The organism is Pseudomonas sp. VD-NE ins (assembly GCF_031882575.1).
In the GTDB taxonomy this organism is placed as follows: domain Bacteria; phylum Pseudomonadota; class Gammaproteobacteria; order Pseudomonadales; family Pseudomonadaceae; genus Aquipseudomonas; species Aquipseudomonas fluorescens_BZ.
In genome coordinates this window covers 905,571-929,342 of record NZ_CP134772.1, presented here as the reverse complement: position 1 = coordinate 929,342, position 23,772 = coordinate 905,571, and the positions used below count along the sequence as shown (strand labels likewise).

Genomic DNA, 23,772 nt, shown 5'->3' with positions numbered 1-23,772 from the left:
CCAGCGCAAACAGGGCGTTTGCGCCGGGTTCAGCAGTGTATCAACGCAGGTCGAGCACGTCTTGCATGTCATACAGACCCGGCTCGCGACCATCCAGCCACAACGCCGCACGCACCGCACCCTTGGCGAACGTCATGCGGCTCGACGCCTTGTGCGTGATCTCCAGACGCTCACCTTCGCAGGCGAACAGCACGGTGTGATCACCCACCACGTCACCGCCACGAACAGTGGCGAAGCCGATGGTTTCACGCTCACGAGCGCCGGTGTGACCCTCACGACCGTAGACCGCGACTTTCTGCAAATCACGATCCAGTGCACTGGCGATCACTTCACCCATGCGCAACGCCGTACCCGACGGCGCATCGATCTTGTGCCGGTGATGCGCTTCGATGATTTCGATATCCGCCTCATCACCCAGCACGCGCGCCGCCATATCGAGCAGTTTCAGCGACAGATTGACGCCGACACTGAAGTTGGCCGCAAAAACGATCGGAATATCCTTGCCCGCCTCGACCAGCAACTGCTTCTGCGCTGCGTCCAGCCCGGTAGTGCCGATGACCATGGCTTTGCCTGTCTTGCGGCAGAACGCGAGGTTTTTCAGCATCACTTCCGGGAGCGTGAAATCGATCAACACATCGAACTCTTCAGCCACCGCTTCGATATGCCCGGACAGCGGCACACCAATACGACCCAGCGATGCCAGCTCACCCGCATCGACGCCGATCAGCGTGCTGCCAGGACGAACCACAGCGGCGGTCAAACCGGTCAGCGGCGCGCGCTGCTGCACGGCCTCCACCAGAATCTTACCCATGCGCCCAGCAGCGCCCATCACAGCTATACGTCGCATGCCGACTCCTTACAGATCGCCGAAGAAGCGCTTCACACCGTCGAACCAACCAGTGGTTTTTGGCGAATGGCTGTTGTCGTCCGCCAGCGAGCTGCGGAATTCTTCCAGCAGTTCGCGCTGACGACGATTCAGGTTGACCGGCGTCTCGACCGCGACGCGGCACATCAAATCGCCCGCACCGCCGCCACGTACCGGCGCCACGCCTTTACCGCGTACGCGGAACTGCTTGCCGGTCTGAGTACCCTCAGGGATTTTCAGTTTGACGCGACCGTCAAGGGTCGGAATTTCCAGCTCGCCACCCAGTGCCGCATCGACGAAGCTGATCGGCACTTCGCAGAACAGATGTTTGCCATCGCGCTGGAAAATGTCGTGCTCGCGGACATTGATGACCACATACAGGTCGCCCGTCGGACCGCCCTGCGTACCCGCCTCGCCTTCGCCAGACAGACGAATGCGGTCGCCGGTATCGACGCCGGCCGGCACTTTGACCGACAGGGTTTTGTACTCTTCAACGCGGCCGTCACCGTGGCAGGAATCGCACGGATCGGAAATGATCTTGCCTTGGCCATGGCATCGCGGGCAGGTTTGCTGCACCGAGAAGAAGCCTTGCTGCATACGCACCTGACCGATGCCGCCGCAGGTCGGGCACGTCGATGGCGAGGAGCCTTTCTTGGCACCCGAACCGTCGCACGGCTTGCAGTTGACCAGTGTCGGAACGCGGATATTCACGGTCGTGCCGCGCACCGCTTCTTCCAGATTCAGTTCCAGGGTGTAGCGCAAGTCGCTGCCACGCTGAGCGCCGCCACGGGAACCGCCGCGACCGCCACCGAAGAAGTCACTGAAGACATCACCAAAGATGTCCGAGAAATTCTGACCGCCAAAACCGGCACCGCCGCCACCCATGCTCGGGTCGACACCGGCATGGCCGTACTGATCGTACGCCGCACGCTTGCTGGAGTCGGACAGCACTTCATAGGCCTCGTTGGCCTCTTTGAACATTTCTTCCGACGCTTTGTCATCGGGATTACGGTCCGGGTGGTGCTTCATCGCCAGACGACGGTAAGCCTTCTTCAGGTCCGCATCGCTTGAGCCGCGCTCAACACCCAACACTTCGTAATAGTCACGCTTTGCCATAAGTCTTCTGCACTCTTGAGGACGTTCGGCAAACCCCTCCTGAGGATGGCCAAACTCGTTGAGCCCCAATACAGGCCCGGACCCAACTCACGTCAATTCAACGATCCTGGTCTTTGTTTCTTGCGGTACTTGCGGCGCGAAAAGCAGGAGCATTCCCGGCCATACCGCCAACATCCGAACCTTGTCGCATGCTGTAAAAATTCGCGTATTCCAGATACGCCAACGCGGGAGCTAGCTCCCGCGCGGCGACATCCTACCAGTCACTGCCTGAAGGCAGTCAACCGGCCGACCAACAACTTACTTGTGGTCTTTGACTTCTTCGAACTCTGCATCGACAACGTCGTCAGCCTTCTCAGCCGATTCGCCTTGCGGGGCTGCGCCATCAGCTGGCTGAGCCTGTTCGGCGTACATTTTCTGAGCAACCGGAGCGGAGACTTTCGACAGCTCTTCAACCTTGGCTTCGATAGCAGCCTTGTCGTCGCCTTTGACAGCGGCTTCCAGAGCAACCACAGCGGCTTCGATCGCAGTCTTCTCTTCAGCGGTGACTTTGTCGCCCGCGTCAGCAATCATTTTGCGCGTCGAGTGAACCAGTGCGTCACCCTGGTTACGGGCAGCGGCCAGCTCTTCGAACTTGCGGTCTTCCTCAGCGTTGGCTTCGGCGTCACGCACCATGCGCTCGATTTCTTCGTCGGACAGACCGGAGTTGGCCTTGATCACGATCGACTGGGTCTTGCCGGTAGCCTTGTCTTTCGCACCAACGTGCAGGATGCCGTTAGCGTCGATGTCGAAGGTCACTTCGATCTGTGGCACGCCACGTGGAGCAGGTGGAATGTCGGCCAGGTCGAACTTGCCCAGGGACTTGTTCTGAGTGGCTTGCTTACGCTCGCCCTGCAGCACGTGAATGGTCACTGCGCCCTGGTTGTCGTCGGCAGTCGAGAACACTTGCGATTTCTTGGTAGGAATCGTGGTGTTTTTCTCGATCAGCGCGGTCATCACGCCACCCATGGTTTCGATACCCAGGGTCAGCGGGCTGACGTCGAGCAGCAGAACGTCTTTCACATCACCGGCCAGAACGGCACCCTGAATCGCAGCACCCATGGCAACGGCTTCGTCCGGGTTAACGTCTTTGCGAGCTTCTTTACCGAAGAAATCGGTCACCAGCTTCTGCACCAGCGGCATACGGGTCTGACCACCGACCAGAATCACGTCGTTGATCGCGCCAACGTCCAGACCAGCGTCTTTCATGGCGATGCGGCAAGGTTCGATGGTGCGCTGAACCAGGTCTTCAACCAGTGCTTCGAGCTTGGCACGCGAGATCTTCACGTTCAGGTGCTTAGGACCGGTCGCGTCTGCAGTGATGTACGGCAGGTTGACGTCGGTCGACTGAGCGGACGACAGCTCGATCTTGGCTTTCTCAGCGGCTTCTTTCAGGCGCTGCATGGCCAGCGGGTCACCTTTGAGGTTCATGCCGCTTTCTTTCTTGAATTCGTCAACGAGGTAGTCGATCAGACGAATGTCAAAGTCTTCACCGCCGAGGAACGTGTCACCGTTGGTGGCCAGTACTTCGAACTGGTGCTCGCCATCAACTTCAGCGATCTCGATCACGGAAACGTCGAAAGTACCGCCACCCAGGTCATAAACGATCACGGTGTGATCGCCCTTGGCCTTGTCCATACCGTAAGCCAGAGCAGCTGCGGTCGGTTCGTTGATGATACGTTTTACGTCCAGACCCGCGATGCGGCCAGCGTCTTTGGTCGCCTGACGCTGGCTGTCGTTGAAGTAGGCCGGAACGGTGATTACCGCTTCGGTCACGGTCTCGCCGAGGTAGTCTTCGGCGGTCTTCTTCATCTTTTTCAGGATTTCAGCCGAGATTTGTGGCGGTGCCATTTTCTGGCCGTTCACTTCAACCCAGGCGTCGTTGTTGTCAGCCTTGACGATCTTGTAAGGGACCATCTGGATGTCTTTCTGCACAACTTCTTCGTCGAAACGACGACCGATCAGACGCTTTACCGCGTACAGAGTGTTGTGCGGGTTGGTTACAGCCTGACGCTTGGCCGACTGACCTACGAGGATTTCGCCATCGTTGGCGTAAGCGATGATCGACGGCGTGGTACGCGCGCCTTCAGCGTTTTCAATAACTTTTGCTTTGCCGTTTTCCAGCACGGAGACGCAGGAGTTGGTAGTCCCCAGGTCGATACCGATAATTTTGCCCATGTTAACTCTCCCGAAACTTTGGATTTTTTTGCCGCAGCAGTGGTGGCTGACTGCGGTAATACTTAAACGCTTGACTTCTAAATGGGGGCCTTGCGGCTAATTTCAAGCCTTCTCGTCAATCGAAGGCGAAATTGGCGCAGGCGCCTTGCTGACCACAACCATGGCCGGGCGCAGCAGGCGACCGTTGAGCTGGTAGCCCTTCTGGAAAACCTTCAGAACGCTGTTCGGTTCTACGTCGGCGCTTTCCTGCATGGCCATCGCCTGATGCTGAACGGCGTTGAACGGTTCGCCGTGCGGATCGATCGCTTCCAGCTGATAACGCTTGAGGGTGTCGTGGAACATTTTCAGCGTCAGCTCGATGCCTTCGCGCATCGGACGAATGCTTTCGTCGTCCGGGTTCGACAGCTCGAGGCCGCGCTCCAGGCTGTCGACGATCGGCAACAGGTCGCCGGCAAATTTTTCCAGGGCAAACTTGTGCGCCTTCTCGACGTCCTGCTCGGCACGGCGACGGACGTTCTGCAGATCGGCAGCAACACGCAGAGACTGATCCTGCGCGGCGGCCAATTGCTCTTCGAGCACTTGTACACGGGTCGCCAGGTCATCACCCGAACCTTCGGGCGCCTGATTGGCTTCTGGGTTTTGCGTATCTACTGTCTGTTCGTCAGCCATAGAATTCTCCTTTCAATTTCGTCCGCGAGCCTGACTCGCGCTTCTGCCCCGATATATGGGGCCGCAAAATCAGGCTTCAAGGGCCTTCAATCATTAACCCTACAAAAAAGTACCGCATTGTCATTCCTCGATGCGCTAAGCAGATTTGCAGTTCAAGCAAATCGAGCTAAGGGAGGGCATTGTCAGGCCGAAACAAAACACTGTATAAATAACCAGACCTTTAGTTTGGGAGCGGCCTTTATGCTGGTGCACCTGTCCGTACATAACTACGCCATCGTTGAACATCTCGATCTCGAACTTGATCGCGGGATGAGCGTGATCACGGGTGAAACCGGCGCCGGCAAGTCGATCATGCTCGACGCGCTGGGCCTGACCCTCGGTGATCGCGCCGACAGCGGCGTGGTGCGTCCCGGCGCCGACAAGGCCGACATCCTCGCGACCTTCGATCTGGCGGACATTCCCGAAGCCAGCGCGTGGCTGGCCGAGCGCGATCTGGAGTCCGATGGGCCGTGCATCTTGCGTCGTGTGATTACCAGCGAAGGTCGTTCGCGCGGCTACATCAATGGCACCCCTTGCCCGCTGGGCGATCTCAAGTCGCTGGGCGAGCTGCTGATCGATATCCACAGTCAACATGAACACCAGTCCCTGCTGAAAACCGATACCCATCGCCGTTTGCTGGACGAGTACGCCGGCGCTACCGACCTGGCCCGCCAGGTTCAGCTCGCCGCCCAGCGCTGGCGCCAGACTCGTCAGGAGCTGGAGCGCCTCTCCAACTCCGGCGACGAACAACGCGCGCGCCACCAATTGCTCAGCTATCAGCTTGAAGAGCTGGAAAACCTCGGCCTCGGTGATAACGAGCTGGAGCAACTGGAGCAGGAACACAAAAACCTGACCAACGCCGAAACCTTGCTGGGTATTTGCCGGCAAGTGGTTGAGCAGTGCGCCGAGAGCGATTCCGGCAACGTGTTGAACGCACTGACCGCCAGCCTCAATCGCCTGTCGAGCGTGAACAATTCCGTTGGTGCACTGGGCGAGGCCAGCAGCCTGCTCACCAGCGCACAGATCCAGGTCGAAGAAGCCGTCGGCGAACTCAATCGCTTCCTCGATAACTTCGATGCCGATCCGGCGCGCCTGCAATATCTGGAAGAACGTCTCGACGCTATTTATACCCTGGCGCGCAAACACCGGATTCAACCCACAGAAGTGGGTGAAATGCAGCAGAAGCTGCTGGATGAAATTGAAACGCTGAACGCCAATGACGAATCCATCGAGCGCCTGGGTGAAGAACTGGCCTCCTACGCCCGCCACTATCAGGAGAAAGCCCGAGAACTGAGCAATTTGCGGCATCAGGCCGCCGGCAGTCTCGCCAATGCTGTTGAGCAGGAAATTCAGCGACTGGGCATGCCGGGTGGTCGCTTCACCATCGAATTGAAGGCAAACAGCAGCGACGAGTTATTGCCCAACGGGCTGGAGCAGGTCGAATTGCTGGTCAGCGCCAACCCGGGCCAACCGCTGAAGGCACTGGCGAAAGTCGCCTCCGGTGGCGAGCTGTCGCGAATCAGCCTGGCTATTCAGGTGATCACCGCACAGACGTCCCGCGTTCCAACACTGGTGTTCGACGAAGTGGACGTAGGCATCGGCGGCCCGACCGCGGAAATTGTCGGCCAACTGTTGCGCCGTCTCGGCGATCGCGGCCAGGTACTGACTGTCACGCACTTGCCGCAAGTGGCCGCGCAAGGCCATCAGCATCTGTTCGTGCACAAGGTGCGCGGTGAAGAGGCAACGCACACTGCCGTTTCCAAACTGAGCAAGAATGACCGTATAGAAGAAGTGGCACGGATGCTCGGCGGCATCGATCTGACCAAGGAATCCCTGGCCCACGCGAAAAAAATGGTGGTCACTGCCAAGGTTTAGCAATGACAGAAAGCACGAAGGCGACCCTTGGGTCGCCTTCGTTCGTTTCGCGAATGTGAAATTCGCGCGACATTCTTACTTTTTCTTGCGCACGTACAGCACCAGATTGTGATCTACCAGATCAACACCGTGCTCCTCGGCAATTGCCTTCTGGAGCTTTTCGATTTCCGGGCTGACGAATTCGACGACTTCACCGGTTTCCACGTTGACCATATGGTCGTGGTGGCCACCGTCGGCCAATTCGAATACCGCATGGCCGCCGTCGAAGTTGTGACGGACCACGAGGCCAGCCGCTTCGAACTGGGTCAGAACACGGTAAACCGTGGCCAGACCGACGTCCTCGCCAGCTTCCATCAACGCCTTGTAGACGTCCTCGGCGCTCATGTGACGCTGCTCGGTGGAGTCGAGCATTTGCAGGATCTTGACCCGTGGCAGGGTCACTTTAAGGCCGGCTTTGCGTAGTTCGCTATTTTCAACCATGGTCAGCTTTCTCGCGATGCTGCTTCGCAGCTTCTCTTAATGCGGGTATGATCGGCGTTTACGTTGTCCCAGCCAAGATAGTGGAAGTCGCCCACCGATGCAAAACACCAAGCTCTTGCTAACCAGTTTCACCTTTGTGGGACTGCTCGCACTCGCCGGTTGTTCATTCCCCGGGGTTTACAAAATCGACATCCAGCAGGGCAATGTCGTCACGCAGGACATGATAGACCAGTTACGCCCGGGAATGACCCGGCCGCAAGTACGGTTTATCATGGGTAACCCTCTGCTTGTCGACACGTTCCATGCCGATCGCTGGGATTATCTGTACAGCCTGCAACCGGGTGGCGGTGAACGCCAACAGGAACGCATCAGCGTTATTTTCAACTCAAACGACCAGCTTGTCAGCCTGTCCGGTGACTTTATGCCGGGCGTAAGCCGTGACGAAGCCATTCTCGGCAAGGACAGTGGCACGACCGTGACCGCTCCTGCTGAAAACGCCGAGAAGCCAAAACCGGAAAAACCGGTCAAGCCAGGTTCCTTGCTGGATCAGATCCAGAAGGACGTCGATGGTGTAGAAACCGTTCCGGTTCCAACACCAGAGCCACTGGACACCTCGCCGCAATAATTGGCGAAGCAATAAAAAACCCGGAAATTCCGGGTTTTTTATTGCCTGCGATTTGGCTTTTTACGCGTTTCGCGCTTTGGCCTCGGCAGCCTTGGCCGCTCGCAAGCGTCGAACCTCTTTCGGATCGGCAAGCAATGGGCGGTAAATCTCGATGCGCTCCCCTGCCTGAATAACCCGCGTATTCGGGTCGGCAACCACTTTGCCGAAAATCCCCAGCGGACATTCCGCCAGATTAAGCTCGTGAAACTCGCTACCGATACCCGATGCAAGCACCGCAGCCCGCACCGTCGCGCCTTCTTTTACGCTGACCGAGCGCAAAACCTGACGGTCCACGACGGCGTACACCACCTCTATTTCGATCACCGACTCAACCATGCATCTGCTTGGCGCGCTGGCAGAACGCATCCACCAGTGTATTCGCCGCCTGATTGAACAGCGGCCCCAAGGTGGCGCGCACCAGCGGCCCGGCGTAATCGAACGACAGATCCAGGCTGATCTTGCAGGCCTTCTCGTTCAACACCTTGAACACCCAAACGCCGTGCAACTGATTGAACGGCCCTTCTTCCAGGTTCATCTCGATCGACTGCCCCGGCACCAGCGTATTGCGCGTCACAAAATGTTGACTGAGCCCGCCCTTGGCCACGCCAACACTGGCGCGCATATGCTCCGGCGAACTTTCCAGCACTTCAGCGGACGAGCACCACGGCAGAAATTCCGGGTAACGCGCCACGTCGTTGACCAGGTCGTAGAGAAATTGCGCCGGGTACGGCAGCAATGCCGATCGTTGAATATGTGTCGTCATGTGAGCGTTACTTCCAGAGCTGAGCGGCAAACACTACAAGAATGCCGATGGGCGCCACGTAGCGCATCAAGAACAAAGACAGGGCGAACAGTGCCGGGTTGCGGATCGACAACTCGTCGCGCACCGCTTCACGCCCCATCACCCATCCGGCAAACAGCACGAAACACAGGCCACCAAGCGGCAACATGATCCGCGAGGTGAAGAAATCGATCACGCCAAAGAAGTCCAGACCGCTCTGCGCCCCCCATTGGTAGAGATGGAACATCCCGCCTTCGTTCACGAAAAATTTGGCTTCCTTCCAGATATTGAAGGAGAACACCGTGCCCAGACCGACGAACCAGCAGATGAACGCCAGCCAGAAAGTCACCCAGGCGCGGCTGACTTTCGTGCGCTCAACCAGATAGGCAACCATCGGCTCGAGCAGCGAAATCGCCGAACTCCAGGCAGCGATCGCCACCAGCACAAAGAACACCACGCCCATCAACTGACCGAACGCCACGTTACCAAAAGCAAATGGCAGGCTGACAAACATCAGGCCAGGCCCTTCACTAGGATTCAGGCCTCCAGCGAACACGATCGGGAACAGGGCAAGGCCAGCAACCAGCGAAACAAAGGTATCGAGTAGCGCCACACCGACAACCGTGCCGGACAACGACGAACTCTTCGGCATATAAGCGCCGTAGATCATGATCGAGCCAACACCGACGCTCAGCGAGAAGAACGCATGCCCCATCGCTGGTAACAAGCCGTCGAGGACTTTTTCCGGGTGGAAGTCGAACATGAAATGCACGCCTTCCATGAAGTGCCCGGTGGTCATGCTGTAACCCAGCAATACCAGAATCATCACGAACAGCAGCGGCATCATGATGCGCAGGCTGCGCTCAAGCCCGGCGACCACGCCTTTGGCGATGACGAAGGCCGACAGCAGCATAAAAATCGTATGCCAAAGTGTCAGACGCCATGGATTGGAGATGACATTGCCGAAATACGCACCGACCTGATCGGCCGTGGCGCCCTGGAAATCACCGCGGCCCATGTCGACGATGTAGTCCAGCGACCAGCCGCCGACCACACTATAGAAAGACAGGATCAACAACGCTGTGATCATCCCGGCAAATGCGCCCCACGACCACTTGCCCGAGTGCCCGGCCTCGAGCGCCAGCACCTTCAAAGCATTCGCCGGACTTTGCCGGGCGCGCCGGCCGATCAGGGTTTCCGCGAGCATGACCGGGATGCCGATCAGTGCGATGCACGCCAGAAACATCAGTACAAACGCACCGCCGCCGTAGACCCCGACCATGTAGGGGAACTTCCAGATACTACCCAGTCCCACGGCCGAACCGGTCGCGGCGAGTATGAATACCCAGCGGCTAGCCCAACTGCCGTGGACAGAAACCTTGTCTGTCGACATCGTTTATCACGCCCAAGCGTTAGAAAAGAGGCCGCATTGTCCGGGATTCACTCAACCTGCTCAAGCACGCAGCATCACCGTAGCCGACAGCGGTTTATCTCCATATAATGCCGCCCCTATGGCTAAACAGAAGAAACACCCAACAGGGACCATCGCGCAGAACAAAAAGGCGCGACACGATTACTTCATCGAGCATAAGTTCGAGGCTGGTCTGGTCCTGGCCGGCTGGGAAGTAAAAAGTCTGCGGGCAAGCAAGCTACAGCTGGTCGACAGCTATGTCCTGCTCAAGGATGGCGAAGCGTGGTTGCTCGGCAGCCACATCACGCCTCTGATGACCGCAAGCACCCACGTCATCGCTGACCCGGTGCGCACACGCAAATTGCTACTCAACCGCCGCGAGCTGGAAAAGCTTGCAGCGATGGTGCAGCAAAAGGGTTACGCCTGCGTCTGCCTGTCCTGGTACTGGAGCAAGCACATGGTCAAGTGCGAGATCGCTCTGGGCAAGGGCAAGAAGGAATACGACAAGCGTGACACCGAACGCGAGCGCGACGCCGGTCGCGAACTGCAGCGTGCCGTGCGCAACAAGGGCAAGGAAGACTAGTCTTCCCCCCTTGAAAGCAAAGATCGCAGCCTTCGGCAGCCCCTACAGGGAAATACATATTCCTGTGTAGGAGCTGCCGCAGGCTGCGATCTTTTGCTTTAAAGAATTACATCCCCTTGCGCCGCTCCGCCCGGGCCATGCGCTGAACCTCCTGCCGCACCTCTTCCAGCACTTCCTGCACATACAAAATGTGTCGGCTGGAGACTTCACGCGCCTGCTCCGCGCGACCTTCGATAATCGCCAGATACAATTCCCGATGCTGCGTAATCAGCATGTCGCGGGTTTCCGTGCGCTGTTTGTACATGCCGCCGATATTGGTGACCACGTTGCGCTTGAGCAGATCGAACAGCCCGCGAATGGTGTGCAACAGCACAGCGTTATGGCTGGCCTCGGCAATCGCCAAGTGGAATTTTGCATCCGCCGCGCCCTCCTCCGCCCGGCTGACTTCATCGTGGCGCGAATAGCAGTCCTGCAACTCTTCGAACGCCGCGGTCAGCCGCTCACGATCGACATCGGTGGCGCGCAGTGCGGCGTAATAGGCGCACGATGCCTCCAAAGTATGCCGAAACTCCAGTAGATCGCGCTGCGCCTCGGGGTTGCTTTCGAGCAGTTGCAGCAGCGGATCACTGAACGTCGACCCGAGGCTTTCCACCACATAATTGCCGCCACCCTGGCGACTGACCAACAACCCTTTCGCCGCGAGTTTCTGAATCGCTTCACGCAGCGACGGCCTTGATACGCCAAATTGTTCGGCTAGCGTGCGCTCCGCTGGCAGCCGCTCACCGGACTTCAGCGTGCCCTCAAGGATCATCCCCTCAAGTCGCTCGACAATATCGTCAGACAAACGGCGCTGACGTATCTGATCAAACCCCATAACTCATTTCTCCACGATCCCGACCGCTCGCCGGGCTCTCTATTCTGGCCTATCGGCGCCTTGTCGACACCTACCAGACGCCACTTGCCGAAACCGGATCAGATGCGCTCTGCACCGCTTGTTCGACAAAAGTTTCAGGGCGGCAAATTGACACACCGACATCAAGGCTTTTACCCTAGCCAACAGCGATTGTAAATTGGTCTTACCAATTATCCAAGAACGCTGACAGTGCCTGACCAACAACAATTAGGGGCCACCCCATATGCAAACCTGGCAACAGCTCTACAGCCCGCTCGGCAGTCTCGGCGTGTCCGCACTCGCGGCCGTCATCCCCATCGTTTTCTTCTTTCTCGCGTTGGCGGTGTTCCGCCTCAAAGGCCATGTGGCCGGGAGCATCACCCTCGCCCTGTCGATTGCCGTGGCAATCTTCGCGTTCCAGATGCCGGTAGACATGGCCTTCGCCGCCGCCGGTTATGGCTTCGCCTACGGTCTGTGGCCGATTGCCTGGATCATTGTCGCGGCGGTATTCCTCTACAAACTGACGGTCAAAAGTGGTCAGTTCGAGGTCATTCGCAGTTCGGTTTTATCGATTACTGACGACCAGCGCCTGCAAGTGCTGCTGATCGGTTTCTGCTTCGGTGCATTTCTGGAAGGTGCTGCCGGTTTCGGCGCGCCGGTGGCGATTACTGCCGCACTTCTTGTCGGACTGGGCTTCAATCCGCTGTACGCCGCTGGCTTGTGCCTGATCGCCAACACCGCACCGGTTGCGTTCGGTGCACTGGGGATCCCGATCATCGTCGCCGGCCAAGTCACCGGCATCGACGCGTTCAAGATCGGTGCCATGACCGGTCGCCAACTGCCGCTGCTGTCGCTGTTCGTGCCGTTCTGGCTGGTGTTCATGATGGATGGCCTGCGCGGCGTGCGCGAGACCTGGCCGGCTGCGCTGGTTGCAGGCCTGAGCTTCGCCATCACCCAATACTTCACCTCGAACTTCATTGGGCCAGAATTGCCGGACATCACCTCGGCGCTGGCCAGCCTGATATCGCTGACCCTGTTCCTGAAAATCTGGCAGCCAAAACGCACCGCAGGCGCGCAAATCGCCGGCGCCACGTCGAGCGCAGCAATTACCGCCAGCGTCGGCGGTTTCGGCCAGAAACGCACTACCGTGGCTTCGCCTTACAGCCTCGGGGAAATTTTCAAAGCGTGGTCGCCGTTCCTGATCCTCACCGTGCTGGTGACCATCTGGACCCTAAAGCCTTTCAAAGCGATGTTCGCCGCTGGCGGCTCGATGTACAGCTGGGTGTTCAACTTCGCGATCCCCCACCTTGATCAATTAGTGATCAAAACCGCACCGATCGTGGCCGCTCCGACCGCCATCCCGGCAGTGTTCAAACTCGACCCGATTTCCGCGACCGGTACGGCGATTTTCTTTTCCGCGCTAATCTCGATGCTGGTCCTGAAGATCAACTTCAAAACTGGTCTGACCACTTTGAAAGAAACCTTCTACGAACTGCGCTGGCCAATCCTGTCGATCGGCATGGTGCTGGCGTTCGCCTTCGTCACCAACTATTCCGGCATGTCTTCGACCATGGCCCTGGTGCTGGCCGGTACTGGCGCGGCTTTCCCGTTCTTCTCGCCGTTCCTCGGCTGGCTCGGTGTGTTCCTCACCGGCTCGGATACTTCGTCCAACGCCCTGTTCAGTTCGTTGCAAGCAACCACTGCGCACCAGATCGGCGTCAACGACACCTTGCTCGTTGCGGCGAACACCAGCGGCGGCGTGACCGGCAAGATGATCTCGCCACAATCGATCGCTGTGGCCTGCGCCGCAACCGGCCTGGTGGGCAAGGAATCGGATCTGTTCCGCTTCACCCTCAAGCACAGCCTATTCTTTGCAACGATTGTCGGACTGATCACGCTGGCTCAGGCCTACTGGTTCACCGGCATGCTCGTGCACTAAACCTACACGCGAAATAGAAATAACCGACGCCGATCCGTGATTTCGGCGTCAGCAATTCACAACCCGGTCTGTAAGGCTGCTGAAAGCAACGCTCTTTATATTCAGCAGCCGCAACAGACGGATAACCGGGCCCACCCGGAGACACGCCTGATGAGCGAGCTTTTTTACAACGCCGTGCCGAACGCGACCCGTGTGGCACCGCCACTGCCCGAACCTCGGCAATACCCCAGCGAGAAACCGTCGCGGGTCTACCTGTTCGGCACGTGCGTGGTCGACCTGTTCTACCCCGAAGCCGGGATGGACGCGATCCACTTGCTGGAGCGCGAAGGGATTCGGGTCGAGTATCCGCAAGGGCAGAGTTGCTGCGGGCAACCGGCCTACACCTCGGGTTACACCGAGCAGGCGCGGACGGTAGCGCGCTCGCAACTGGCGCTGTTTGCCGGGGATTATCCGGTGGTGGTGCCGTCGGGTTCCTGCGCTGGCATGCTGCGCGAGCATTACGCCGACTTGTTCAAGGACGAGCCGGACACGTTGAAACAGGTTCAGGCCCTCGCGGCCCGCACCTATGAACTGGCCGAGTTTCTGCTGTTCGTCTGCAAAGTGCAGCTCAAGGACAGCGGCGCACCGGTCAAAGTCGCGCTGCACACTTCGTGTTCGGCACGCCGCGAAATGAACACCCACCTGCACGGCCGCGAGTTGTTGGCGCAGTTGAGCAACGTGGAACGGGTCAACCACGACCACGAAAGCGAATGCTGTGGCTTCGGCGGAACATTCAGCGTCCGTATGCCAGACATTTCCGGCGCGATGGTGGCTGACAAGACCAAAGCGTTGAAGGATTCCGGCGCGCACAAGGTGTTGAGTGCCGATTGTGGCTGTTTGATGAACATCAACGGCGCATTGGAGAAACAAAAAGAAGCGCTGCGCGGGCAACATCTCGCCAGCTTCTTGTGGCAACGAACCGGGGGTGCGCAATGAGCACTTCCGCGATTATTCCTACGGTCGCCGTAGAAGAAGATTTCCGCACCCGGGCACACAATGCCTTGGGCGATCAGCAGCTACGGAACAACTTCCGCACTGCCATGGACTCACTGATGGTCAAGCGGGCAGCCGCGTTCAGTGATCCCCATGAAAGAGAACATTTGCGCGTGCTGGGCAATTCGATCAAAGCCCGCGCGCTGTCCAAGTTGCCCGACCTGCTCGAGCAACTGGAACAGAACCTGACCCGCAACGGTGTGACAGTGCACTGGGCGGAAACGGTGGACGAGGCCAATGGCATCGTCTTATCGATCATCCGCGCTCACGAGGCGCGGCAAGTGATCAAGGGCAAATCGATGGTCAGCGAAGAGATGGAGATGAACCATTTCCTCGAGGCTCGGGACATTGAATGTCTGGAGTCCGACATGGGGGAATACATCGTCCAGCTCGACCACGAGAAGCCTTCACACATCATTATGCCGGCGATCCACAAGAATGCCGGTCAGGTCGCGTCCTTGTTCCACGACAAACTTGGCGTGGAATACACCAAGGACGTTGACCAACTCATTCAGATCGGTCGCAGAGTCCTGCGGCAGAAATTCTTCGAAGCGGACATCGGCGTCTCCGGTGTCAACTTCGCCGTGGCCGAAACCGGCACCCTGCTGCTGGTGGAAAACGAAGGCAACGGCCGCATGACCACCACCGTGCCGCCGGTGCACATCGCCGTCACCGGCATCGAAAAGGTTGTGGAAAACCTGCGTGACGTGGTGCCGTTGCTGTCACTGCTGACGCGCTCGGCGCTGGGCATTCCGATCACCACTTACGTCAACATGATCTCCGGCCCGCGCAAGGAACATGAACTCGACGGCCCGCAGGAAGTGCATCTGGTGCTGCTCGACAACGGTCGCAGCCAGGCTTTCGCCGACAGTGAATTGCGTCAGACCCTGCATTGCATTCGCTGCGGCGCTTGCATGAATCATTGCCCGGTGTACACCCGCGTCGGTGGCCACACTTATGGCGAGGTGTATCCGGGGCCGATCGGCAAAATCATCACCCCGCACATGGTCGGTCTGGCCAAGGTTCCGGATCACCCGAGTGCTTCGTCGCTATGCGGTGCCTGCGGTGAAGTCTGCCCGGTAAAAATCCCCATCCCGGCGATCCTGCGGCGCTTGCGCGAAGAAAACGTCAAAGCCCCTGACAGCCCGAATCAAGTGATGTACGGTCAGGGCAGCAAGTATTCGCGCAAGGAACGCTTTATCTGGAACGCCTGGGCCAGACTCAATAGCTCTCCGACTTTGTATCGATTGTTCGGTTTCTTCGCCACGCGCCTGCGTGCCCTGACCCCGAGCAACGTCGGCCCATGGACACAAAACCACAGCGCGCCGAAACCCGCCGCCCGCTCACTGCACGACATGGCCCGCGAGCATCTGGCCAAACAGGGAGATCGCTGATGAGCGCCAAGCAAAATATCCTCGGCAAGCTGCGGAAAAGTCTGACCGGCACAACGCCGATTGCCGACGATTTCGATGTCGATCTGGTGACGCAGCCTTACACCTACAGCGCCGAACAACGCATCCCGCAACTGCGCAAACTGATGGAAGCAGTGCACACCGAGATACACCTGACCTCGGGCGAAGAGTGGCCAGTGCTGCTTGCGCAATTGCTGCGCGACCGCCAGTTGCCGAGTCTGTTGATCGCACCGACGACAGCGCACGGGCAGAAAATCACACAGCATTGGGCGAACAATCCTGATCTGCCAGCACTGAAATCCTACGATCGGCCAATGGAAGAGTGGAAAGCCGAACTGTTCAACGACACCCCGGCCAGCCTCACCGGCACCCTCGGTGCAATCGCCGCCACCGGCAGCCTCATCATGTGGCCGACCCGCGAAGAACCACGGCTGATGAGCCTGGTGCCGCCGGTGCATTTCGCCCTGCTCAAGGCCAGCGAAATCCGCGACAACTTCTATCAGGTGCAAGAGGAATTCGAATGGGCCCAAGGCATGCCGACCAACGCGTTGCTGGTGTCCGGCCCCTCGAAAACCGCCGACATCGAACAAGTGCTGGCCTATGGCGCCCACGGACCGAAAGACTTAGTGGTACTGATCCTGGAGGACCAATGACGCTTCCGGTGAATTTCCTGCGTGATGCGCAACAACTGATTCCGGCGGAGCGCCGTTTTGATGATCCGTTATCGACTCTGGCCTTTGGTACGGATGCCAGTTTTTATCGACTGATCCCGAAGCTGGTAATCCGCGTCGAGTCTGAAGATGAAGTGGTGGCGCTGCTAAAACTGGCTCAGCGCGACCATGTTCCGGTGACCTTCCGTGCGGCGGGCACCAGCCTCTCCGGCCAGGCGATCAGCGATTCCGTTTTGATCGTGCTTGGGGATAACTGGAACGCTCGCGAGATTCGCGGCCAAGGCACGCAAATCCGTCTGCAACCCGGGGTGATCGGCGCACAGGCCAACGCATGGCTGGCACCGTTCGGGCGCAAGATCGGCCCGGATCCGGCGTCGATCAACGCCTGCAAAATCGGCGGCATCGTTGCCAACAATGCCAGCGGCATGTGCTGCGGCACGGCACAAAACACCTACCACACGCTGGCCGGCATCCGTCTGGTGCTGGCCGATGGCACACGTCTGGATACCGAAGACGCTACAAGTGTCGCGGCATTCCGCGTAAGCCACGGCGATCTGCTCGAACGCTTGGCGACATTGGGCCGCGAGACCCGCGCCAACGCCGAACTGGCTGCACGAATCCGCCACAAATATCGTCTGAAAAATACCACTGGCCTGTCTCTCAATGCCTTGGTGGATTTCGATGAGCCTGTGGATATCTTGAGCCACTTGCTGGTCGGCTCCGAAGGCACGCTGGGTTTCATCAGCGCGGTGACCTACGACACCGTGATCGATCACCCGAACAAGGCCTCGGCGCTGATCGTGTTCCCGGATGTGGAAACCTGCTGCAACGCGGTCACCGTACTGAAAAGCCAACCGGTGTCCGCCGTAGAACTGCTGGATCGGCGCAGTCTGCGCTCGGTGCAGGACAAACCGGGCATGCCCGCTTTCGTACAACAACTGTCGAACAATGCCTGCGCTTTGCTCATCGAATCCCGCGCCGCGTCTTCCACATTGCTGCAGGAACAACTGGCGCAGATCATGGCGTCGCTCAGCGGTTTCCCGGTGGAGAAGCAGGTCGACTTCACCGAAGACCCTGCCGAGAACGCCAAGCTTTGGGCGATCCGTAAGGACACCTTCCCCGCCGTCGGCGCCGTGCGCAAAACCGGCACCACGGTGATCATCGAAGACGTGACCTTCCCCGTCGAACAACTGGCCATCGGCGTCAATCGCCTGATCGAGCTGTTCGACAAACATGCCTACGACGAAGCGATCCTTTTCGGACACGCGCTGGAAGGCAATCTGCACTTCGTCTTCACCCAAGGCTTCAACAACCCGGAAGAAGTCGCACGCTATCAAGCGTTCATGGATGACGTCGCGCAACTGGTCGCGGTGGAATTCGGTGGTTCGCTGAAAGCCGAACACGGCACCGGCCGCAACATGGCGCCATTCGTGGAACTGGAATGGGGCAGCGACGCCTATCAGTTGATGTGGCAGCTCAAACGTCTGCTCGATCCGAACGGCATTCTCAACCCGGACGTGGTGCTCAGCGAAGATCCGCAGATCCACCTCAAACACCTCAAACCGCTGCCGGCGGCCGACGAGATTGTCGATAAGTGCATCGAGTGCGGCTTCTGCGAGCCTGTTTGTCCGTCGAAAGGACTGACCCTGAGCCCGCGCCAGCGCATCGTCATCTGGCGCGATATTCAGGCGAAAAAACGTGCGGGCATCGACACCCGCGAACTGGAAGAAGCCTACGAATACCAGGGCATCGAAACCTGCGCCGCCACCGGTCTGTGCGCACAGCGTTGCCCTGTAGGTATCAACACCGGTGAGCTGGTGAAAAAGCTCCGTGGCCGACACGCCACGCATCAGAAAACCGCCGATTGGATCGAAGGAAATTTCGCCAAGACCCTGCAAGGCGCACGCTTCACTCTGCACGTGGCCAACGGTGCGCGGATGCTGCTCGGTGCTCCGCGTCTGGCGAAGCTTTCGGCAACGATTACGCGACTGTCCAAAGGTCAGGTGCCACTGTGGACGAATGCGATGCCGCAACCGGAAAAAGCTATTCGCTTCAGCCCCAGCGTGTCGGACGAACGTCCGCGCGTGGTGTATCTCGCAGCGTGTGTCTCGCGAGTCATGGGTCCGGCGGCGGGTGATAAAGAGCAAATGTCGCTGTACGACAAAACCCGTGGCTTGCTGGAGAAGGCCGGCTACCAAGTAGTCTTCCCGGACAACCAGGACAACCTCTGCTGCGGCCAGCCCTTCGCCTCGAAAGGCTACGCCGAGCAGGCAGAACACAAGCGTCAGGAGCTGATCAGCGCATTGCTCCACGCCAGTCGCGGTGGTCTCGATCCGATTTACTGCGACACCAGTCCGTGCACGTTGCGGCTGGTGCAGGATGTAGGAGAAGTTCGTCTGGATCTGTACGACCCGGTGCGCTTCATCCGTACGCATCTGCTCGAACGACTCGACTTCACCCCGCAAGACGCGCCGATTGCTGTGCACGTGACTTGCAGCACGCAGCATCTGGGCGAAAGCCAGGCGTTGATTGATCTGGCGCGCAGATGCAGCAACAACGTGGTGATCCCGGAAGGCATTCATTGCTGTGGATTCGCCGGTGACAAGGGCTTCACCACGCCAGAGCTGAACAGCCACTCGCTGCGCACACTCAAGGATGCGGTGCAGCATTGCAGCGAGGGGATTTCCACCAGCCGGACTTGTGAGATCGGCCTGACGCAACATGGCGGAATCGACTACCACGGACTGGTCTATCTGGTGGATCGAGTGACCCGGGCGAAGGCCTGCTGAAGAAAAATAGAACCCTTGGGTTCGACTGTAGTCCACAGATTAACCCCGACTGATCGGGGTTTTTCTTCCATACGGTTGCCCGTCCTGACGGCCAGCGCAGTCTGGACCCACTCGGTTCAAGGAGATACACATGAAACGTTCTGTACTGTTAGGTCTGTTCGTTACTGCATCGATGATGGCGTCCACTTCGTTCGCTGCGGACAAGCCTGCTGACCTGTGTGATGCCAATATTCAGACGATTAACAATTCCAAAGGGCAGCTGTCGGCTAACCCTGAACTGAGTCAACGTGCTGAAACCAGTGTAGCCAGAGCTCAGTCGCTCAAGGCCGAGGGCAAGATTGATGACTGTGTTGCGGAAACCTCGCAAACCATCGTGGAATTGCGCAAAGCTACCGGCACCAACAACTGATCAGCGTCCCGGCCAACCTTCGGGTTGGCCTTGCGGGCCGATTGGCGTACACTGCACACGCTTGTTGCTCAAACAGATGTACTGAGCAATGAGTTCGGGGCCGTTTAGGATTCGACGCCGGTTGCGAAACTCTAGGTGCATGCCGACTTGGTAACAGAAGTCGTAAATCCACTGTTGCAACTACTTATAGTTGCCAATGACGACCAATACGGTGTTGCTCTCGCTGCTTAATTGCAGCTGACAATGCTCCTGGTACCTTCGGGTCCAGCAATCATCAGGGGATGTCTGTAAACCCAAAATGATTGTCATATAGAACAGAATCGCCGTGCAGTACGTTGTGGACGAAGCGGCTAAAACTTACACAACTCGCCCAAAGCACCCTGCCCGTCGGGTCGCTGAGGGTTAACTTAATAGACACGGCTACGCATGTAGTACCGACAGCGGAGTACTGGCGGACGGGGGTTCAAATCCCCCCGGCTCCACCAAATAGCTGTTTAGACCTGTCTCAGACAGTCTACGAAACACCTCAAGAAGCCCGCCTAGTGCGGGCTTTCTTGTTTCTGGCTATATCTCCTCATCTACCCCTATATCTAGCTCCCGTGTATCCTGCCGTGTATCTTCTGTTAAAATTGAAACTAGGGGGTACAAGGAATGAAGCGCAGCGAAATCAAACGCCGCCCTCTAGCCGACACCGTGCTGTCCACCCTTGAGGCGGAGGCAAAGGAATACAGAGAACATGACGGGGACAGCCTGTATCTGCGCGTTCGTCCAGATGGAAATAAATCATGGCAACTGCGCTACAAGAAAGCTGACGGCAAATGGTCATGGCTGGGACTAGGTAGCTATCCCGCGGTCAGTGGCGCGATGGCGCGTAAGAAGGCGGCCGAGTTGCGAGCAGATGCCGCTCAGGGTAGTAACCCGCTTGCGACCAAACGCGCGAGGAAGGCAGCTGAAAACGAAGCTGCCGGCCACACGTTTGAGTCGCTAGCGCGGGAGTGGTACGCGGTGAAGCGCAAGAGCTGGACCGATGGCACCGCCGTAAGGACTATCGGAGCTCTAGAGCTTCACGTGTTCCCGGTTTTTGGTAAGCGCATCTACCGCGAAATCCTTCCCATGGAATGGATGGAGTTTCTTCGGGGGATGGAGCAGAAAGGAATAATCGAGCAGACCAGTCGTGTCCGCGGTATGTGCCGTGAGATTTACGATCTGGCACGCGTCACCGGCCGCGCAACACACAATCCACTCGAGGGGCTGCATAAATTCCTTCAGACCAAAGCTGCGGAGAACTACGCCCACGTATCCCCTGAGGAGTTGCCACCTCTGCTAAGGGCGATACGAGCCTATCCGAGCGCTAACGACGTTCGCATCGGCCTTCACCTGCTCTCAATGCTCGCCTGCCGTCCTTCAGAGTTGCGCGAAGCTCGCTGGTCCGAGTTCGACTTAGACAAAGCTCTATGGTCGATTCCAGCCGAGCGCATGAAACGCCGACGTGAACATCTGGTGCCACTGCCAACCCAAGCTGTCGAATTGTTGCGCAATTTGCACGTGCTTACTGGCGCTTACCCGATGCTGTTCCCTGGCCGAAGCGATACAACCAAGGCCCGCTCCAATACGGTGTTCCTGATGGCATTGCGTCGGCTCGGGTATGAAGGCCGCCAGACCGGGCACGGTTTCCGCCATATCGCCTCGACTATCCTTAACGAACACGGCTTCGACGAAAACCACATTGAGGCTCAGCTATCGCACGTGAAGGACGGAATTGCGGGCGTCTACAACAAGGCGATCTATCTGCCGCAGCGAACAACGATGATGCAATGGTATGCGAACTACCTCGACGGACTGGCCGGGGCGTAATAGTGCAAGGCGATTTTGGAAAGAGGGCCTGAAGCGGGCCTTCCATTGCTCTCATAGACGAACATAGACTGAAAGCGATTACTGGTCGGATGGACAGTAAGCTAACGGAGCAAGTCAGCACTCCACGCTCTTTCTCGTGTGACAGGGATCGAATATGAACAAGATATTCAAGATGAAAAAGTGGCTGACGCTGGAAGAAGCAGCGAGGAGGCTCTCCAGCTCCGCAGAGGAAAGTATTTCTGAGGCAGACGTACTTCGCCTAGCTCTTGATGGCGAGCTCATTTTATCGGTCGATTTCGTCAATCACGCGAGAGGAAAGCCATGGGTGAGGGTGCCGCTGGAAGACGCGGAGACCTTCACATACGACCCTGCTTTTTTTGGTAATGAAGGCGCCCCCAAGGAAGTCATCGCTGGTGTTTCATTGAACGAGAATGAAGTACTGCAACCGCTGGAGACCGATACCCCAACGACCCTTAGGGGCGTATTTGATCTGACAATGTGGGGAGCCGAGGCCCTAGACGTGGAGCAAATGTATCAGGAGCTGACTGATGGCCCACCTGTTGAACTGATGAACATCGAAGGCACGTTCGTAAAGGGACAACAAGGCATGTTCTTCCAACTCCTTGAAAGCTTTGAGGACAATGGATATTCACCTGGATCGAAAGCGCAGTTGGCGCACATCGAGACCAGGATTCTCACGGAAGAAATAGCCCCCGAGCAGGCTGAAAAAATGCGCGCCTTTCACAAAGAGAGTCGGATAGAGTTTCTGGATAAGGCCTCTAAAAATAAGCCTATAGACAACTACTATCCGGCGAGCGGACTTCCAGACACTTGCCGGCTGGTAGTCAGAAATGAGTCGATCAGGCTGCTTGAGGATAAGCTCCTTGCTGAGCCGGGCGCCTCCCTCGACGAACCATCACAGAAATCAAAGCCCTCTCATTTCCTAGCTATTTCAGCTCTCTTGGATCTACTGAAAGAGCCAGTTAAGCATCCAAGGCCAAATGGTTTGAAGCAGGCTGCAATTATCGAGTCGATCCTTGAGCGATTTGAATCTAGGGGACTGAGCAAACGGACCTTGGAGGATATTTTCTCCGCGGCCAACAAGACAATGAAGAATCCAGACTGAACGCCTATACGGCCGTAATTGCGGTGTGCGGCACCGCACTTGCGGTGATTCAGAGTCTAGACCTATACATGCTTATCCCGTCAAATACCTCAAACGGGATATCGTTATGCATCCAGTACACTCTCAACCGCGACCCTCGTCTGCCGTTTCGCAAAACTTCGATCCATCGATCACCATAATCCGGATGCCGGATCTGGAAGCCATCACTGGGCTCGCCCGCCCAACCGTGTACAAGCGCCTCAAAGACGACCCAACATTTCCACGCCCTGTCTCGCTAAGCGATAGCAAATCGCGTGGTGCGCCTGTTGGCTGGATTTTGGCCGAGGTACAGGCCTGGGTTCGCGGACGCATCGCACTGCGTGGGGAGGCCGCATAAATGACAGATAAAAAAATGGCCGACCAAAAGGCCAGCCACGAAAATACTCGCGTAGAGAATACCAGCGGAACCGCTCAACGTGCTCGACTTTTGGAGCGCCTGAGAGCCGGCCCGATCGATACGTTTACCGCTATTCGCGAGCTGAACATCGTTCGCCCTGGTGCCCGCATCAACGAGCTGCGCGCACTCGGCCACAAGATCCTCACCCATCGTCTCGACTTGACCGACGACCAAGGCCGCAAGCATCCGCGCATAGCTCTTTACTACCTGAGCACCAATCCGCCTGCCGGGGTGTCCGTATGATGGCTATGCTCATGCCAAGCGATAGTCGGTCGCAAACTTCGCTTGCTCGGATGGGGCGTCAGCGCTATGGTTCAAGGGTCGCGGTAAATCCCGTGACCGACCTTGGCCGGTCGAGTATCGTTAGGCGCACAAGCGCCCACCATCCGATTGCTGGCGCTTTTTTTGCGTCCGCACAATCGTGTTATGGCGGCTGTGCGTGGGACACCTTCGGGTGTGCCGGGTTCCTAACGTCCCGGTCGGCCAACCCGCGTACAGCTGCCACCCATCTTCGC

The 23,772-nt window shown here is 57.9% G+C and carries 22 protein-coding genes and 1 other RNA gene; 14 read left to right on the top strand and 9 right to left on the bottom strand.

The window, feature by feature from the left end; genetic code table 11:
• Nucleotides 1–40: 40 nt before the first annotated feature.
• The 4 genes from dapB to grpE form a co-directional block, all read right to left on the bottom strand.
• Entirely contained in the window at nucleotides 41–847 is an 807-nt protein-coding gene (dapB, locus tag RMV17_RS03900) for a 4-hydroxy-tetrahydrodipicolinate reductase (protein ID WP_034154415.1), read from the bottom strand.
• A gap of 9 nt (nucleotides 848–856) precedes the next feature.
• On the bottom strand, nucleotides 857–1,981 hold the full coding sequence (dnaJ, locus tag RMV17_RS03895) for a molecular chaperone DnaJ (RefSeq protein WP_007915222.1): 1,125 nt from the start codon (nucleotides 1,979–1,981) through the stop codon (nucleotides 857–859).
• A gap of 297 nt (nucleotides 1,982–2,278) precedes the next feature.
• Nucleotides 2,279–4,195, bottom strand: a complete 1,917-nt coding sequence (dnaK, locus tag RMV17_RS03890; protein WP_007915221.1) for a molecular chaperone DnaK — start codon at nucleotides 4,193–4,195, stop codon at nucleotides 2,279–2,281.
• Nucleotides 4,196–4,297: 102 nt separating this feature from the next.
• Nucleotides 4,298–4,864: a nucleotide exchange factor GrpE gene (grpE, locus tag RMV17_RS03885; RefSeq protein ID WP_007915219.1), complete on the bottom strand. Its 567-nt coding sequence runs from the start codon at nucleotides 4,862–4,864 to the stop codon at nucleotides 4,298–4,300.
• A gap of 240 nt (nucleotides 4,865–5,104) precedes the next feature.
• On the opposite strand from grpE, the gene recN reads away from it, so the two are divergent.
• Entirely contained in the window at nucleotides 5,105–6,778 is a 1,674-nt protein-coding gene (recN, locus tag RMV17_RS03880; protein WP_311885794.1) for a DNA repair protein RecN, read from the top strand.
• Nucleotides 6,779–6,853: 75 nt separating this feature from the next.
• On the opposite strand, the gene fur is transcribed toward recN, so the two are convergent.
• Entirely contained in the window at nucleotides 6,854–7,258 is a 405-nt protein-coding gene (gene fur / locus RMV17_RS03875; RefSeq protein ID WP_003221515.1) for a ferric iron uptake transcriptional regulator, read from the bottom strand.
• Between the two features lie 97 nt (nucleotides 7,259–7,355).
• Between fur and RMV17_RS03870 the strand changes: the two genes are divergently transcribed.
• Nucleotides 7,356–7,883, top strand: coding sequence for an outer membrane protein assembly factor BamE (locus tag RMV17_RS03870; protein ID WP_038357476.1), 528 nt, complete (start codon nucleotides 7,356–7,358; stop codon nucleotides 7,881–7,883).
• 60 nt (nucleotides 7,884–7,943) lie between these two features.
• Here the strand turns inward: RMV17_RS03870 and RMV17_RS03865 are convergent, their stop codons facing one another.
• Genes RMV17_RS03865 through RMV17_RS03855 form a run of 3 tightly spaced genes read right to left on the bottom strand, consistent with a single transcriptional unit; the run spans nucleotide 7,944 to nucleotide 10,096 of the window.
• Nucleotides 7,944–8,258 carry an RnfH family protein gene (locus RMV17_RS03865; RefSeq protein ID WP_311885789.1) on the bottom strand — a complete coding sequence of 105 codons (315 nt, stop codon included), beginning with the start codon at nucleotides 8,256–8,258 and terminating at the stop codon, nucleotides 7,944–7,946.
• Nucleotides 8,251–8,685, bottom strand: coding sequence for a type II toxin-antitoxin system RatA family toxin (locus RMV17_RS03860; protein ID WP_016986510.1), 435 nt, complete (start codon nucleotides 8,683–8,685; stop codon nucleotides 8,251–8,253). The genes RMV17_RS03865 and RMV17_RS03860 overlap by 8 nt, the downstream gene beginning before the upstream one ends.
• Nucleotides 8,686–8,692: 7 nt before the next feature.
• A complete protein-coding gene (locus RMV17_RS03855; RefSeq protein WP_007915211.1) occupies nucleotides 8,693–10,096 on the bottom strand; it encodes a sodium-dependent transporter in 1,404 nt (467 codons plus the stop codon).
• A gap of 118 nt (nucleotides 10,097–10,214) precedes the next feature.
• On the opposite strand from RMV17_RS03855, the gene smpB reads away from it, so the two are divergent.
• Nucleotides 10,215–10,697, top strand: coding sequence for an SsrA-binding protein SmpB (gene smpB, locus RMV17_RS03850; RefSeq protein ID WP_008088297.1), 483 nt, complete (start codon nucleotides 10,215–10,217; stop codon nucleotides 10,695–10,697).
• A 106-nt stretch (nucleotides 10,698–10,803) separates the two neighbouring features.
• On the opposite strand, the gene RMV17_RS03845 is transcribed toward smpB, so the two are convergent.
• Nucleotides 10,804–11,571 carry an FCD domain-containing protein gene (locus tag RMV17_RS03845; RefSeq protein WP_007915207.1) on the bottom strand — a complete coding sequence of 256 codons (768 nt, stop codon included), beginning with the start codon at nucleotides 11,569–11,571 and terminating at the stop codon, nucleotides 10,804–10,806.
• A gap of 262 nt (nucleotides 11,572–11,833) precedes the next feature.
• Here RMV17_RS03845 and RMV17_RS03840 point away from each other — a divergent pair, with 262 nt between their 5' ends.
• The 11 genes from RMV17_RS03840 (at nucleotide 11,834) to RMV17_RS03790 (ending at nucleotide 23,500) form a co-directional block, all read left to right on the top strand.
• Nucleotides 11,834–13,528: a lactate permease LctP family transporter gene (locus RMV17_RS03840; protein ID WP_095119538.1), complete on the top strand. Its 1,695-nt coding sequence runs from the start codon at nucleotides 11,834–11,836 to the stop codon at nucleotides 13,526–13,528.
• 150 nt (nucleotides 13,529–13,678) lie between these two features.
• Nucleotides 13,679–14,503, top strand: a complete 825-nt coding sequence (locus RMV17_RS03835) for a (Fe-S)-binding protein (protein WP_311885780.1) — start codon at nucleotides 13,679–13,681, stop codon at nucleotides 14,501–14,503.
• Nucleotides 14,500–15,954 (top strand): LutB/LldF family L-lactate oxidation iron-sulfur protein, encoded by a 1,455-nt coding sequence (locus tag RMV17_RS03830; protein ID WP_311885778.1) that lies wholly within the window; start codon nucleotides 14,500–14,502, stop codon nucleotides 15,952–15,954. Before RMV17_RS03835 ends, RMV17_RS03830 begins: the two co-directional genes overlap by 4 nt.
• Nucleotides 15,954–16,625 carry a lactate utilization protein gene (locus tag RMV17_RS03825; protein WP_311885777.1) on the top strand — a complete coding sequence of 224 codons (672 nt, stop codon included), beginning with the start codon at nucleotides 15,954–15,956 and terminating at the stop codon, nucleotides 16,623–16,625. The genes RMV17_RS03830 and RMV17_RS03825 overlap by 1 nt, the downstream gene beginning before the upstream one ends.
• Nucleotides 16,622–19,432, top strand: coding sequence for an FAD-binding and (Fe-S)-binding domain-containing protein (locus RMV17_RS03820; protein ID WP_311885774.1), 2,811 nt, complete (start codon nucleotides 16,622–16,624; stop codon nucleotides 19,430–19,432). Before RMV17_RS03825 ends, RMV17_RS03820 begins: the two co-directional genes overlap by 4 nt.
• 130 nt (nucleotides 19,433–19,562) lie before the next feature.
• Nucleotides 19,563–19,841, top strand: coding sequence for a hypothetical protein (locus tag RMV17_RS03815; protein WP_160055761.1), 279 nt, complete (start codon nucleotides 19,563–19,565; stop codon nucleotides 19,839–19,841).
• Nucleotides 19,842–19,937: 96 nt separating this feature from the next.
• Nucleotides 19,938–20,326, top strand: a transfer-messenger RNA (tmRNA) gene (ssrA, locus tag RMV17_RS03810).
• A 166-nt stretch (nucleotides 20,327–20,492) separates the two neighbouring features.
• The gene (locus tag RMV17_RS03805) at nucleotides 20,493–21,695 is read left to right on the top strand and encodes a phage integrase central domain-containing protein (protein ID WP_311885770.1); all 1,203 of its coding nucleotides are present in this window, start codon (nucleotides 20,493–20,495) and stop codon (nucleotides 21,693–21,695) included.
• Nucleotides 21,696–21,849: 154 nt separating this feature from the next.
• A complete protein-coding gene (locus tag RMV17_RS03800; RefSeq protein WP_311885768.1) occupies nucleotides 21,850–22,821 on the top strand; it encodes a hypothetical protein in 972 nt (323 codons plus the stop codon).
• Between the two features lie 106 nt (nucleotides 22,822–22,927).
• A complete protein-coding gene (locus tag RMV17_RS03795; RefSeq protein ID WP_311885766.1) occupies nucleotides 22,928–23,197 on the top strand; it encodes an AlpA family phage regulatory protein in 270 nt (89 codons plus the stop codon).
• Entirely contained in the window at nucleotides 23,198–23,500 is a 303-nt protein-coding gene (locus RMV17_RS03790; protein ID WP_311885764.1) for a helix-turn-helix domain-containing protein, read from the top strand. It begins immediately after the preceding gene.
• Nucleotides 23,501–23,772: the final 272 nt, after the last annotated feature.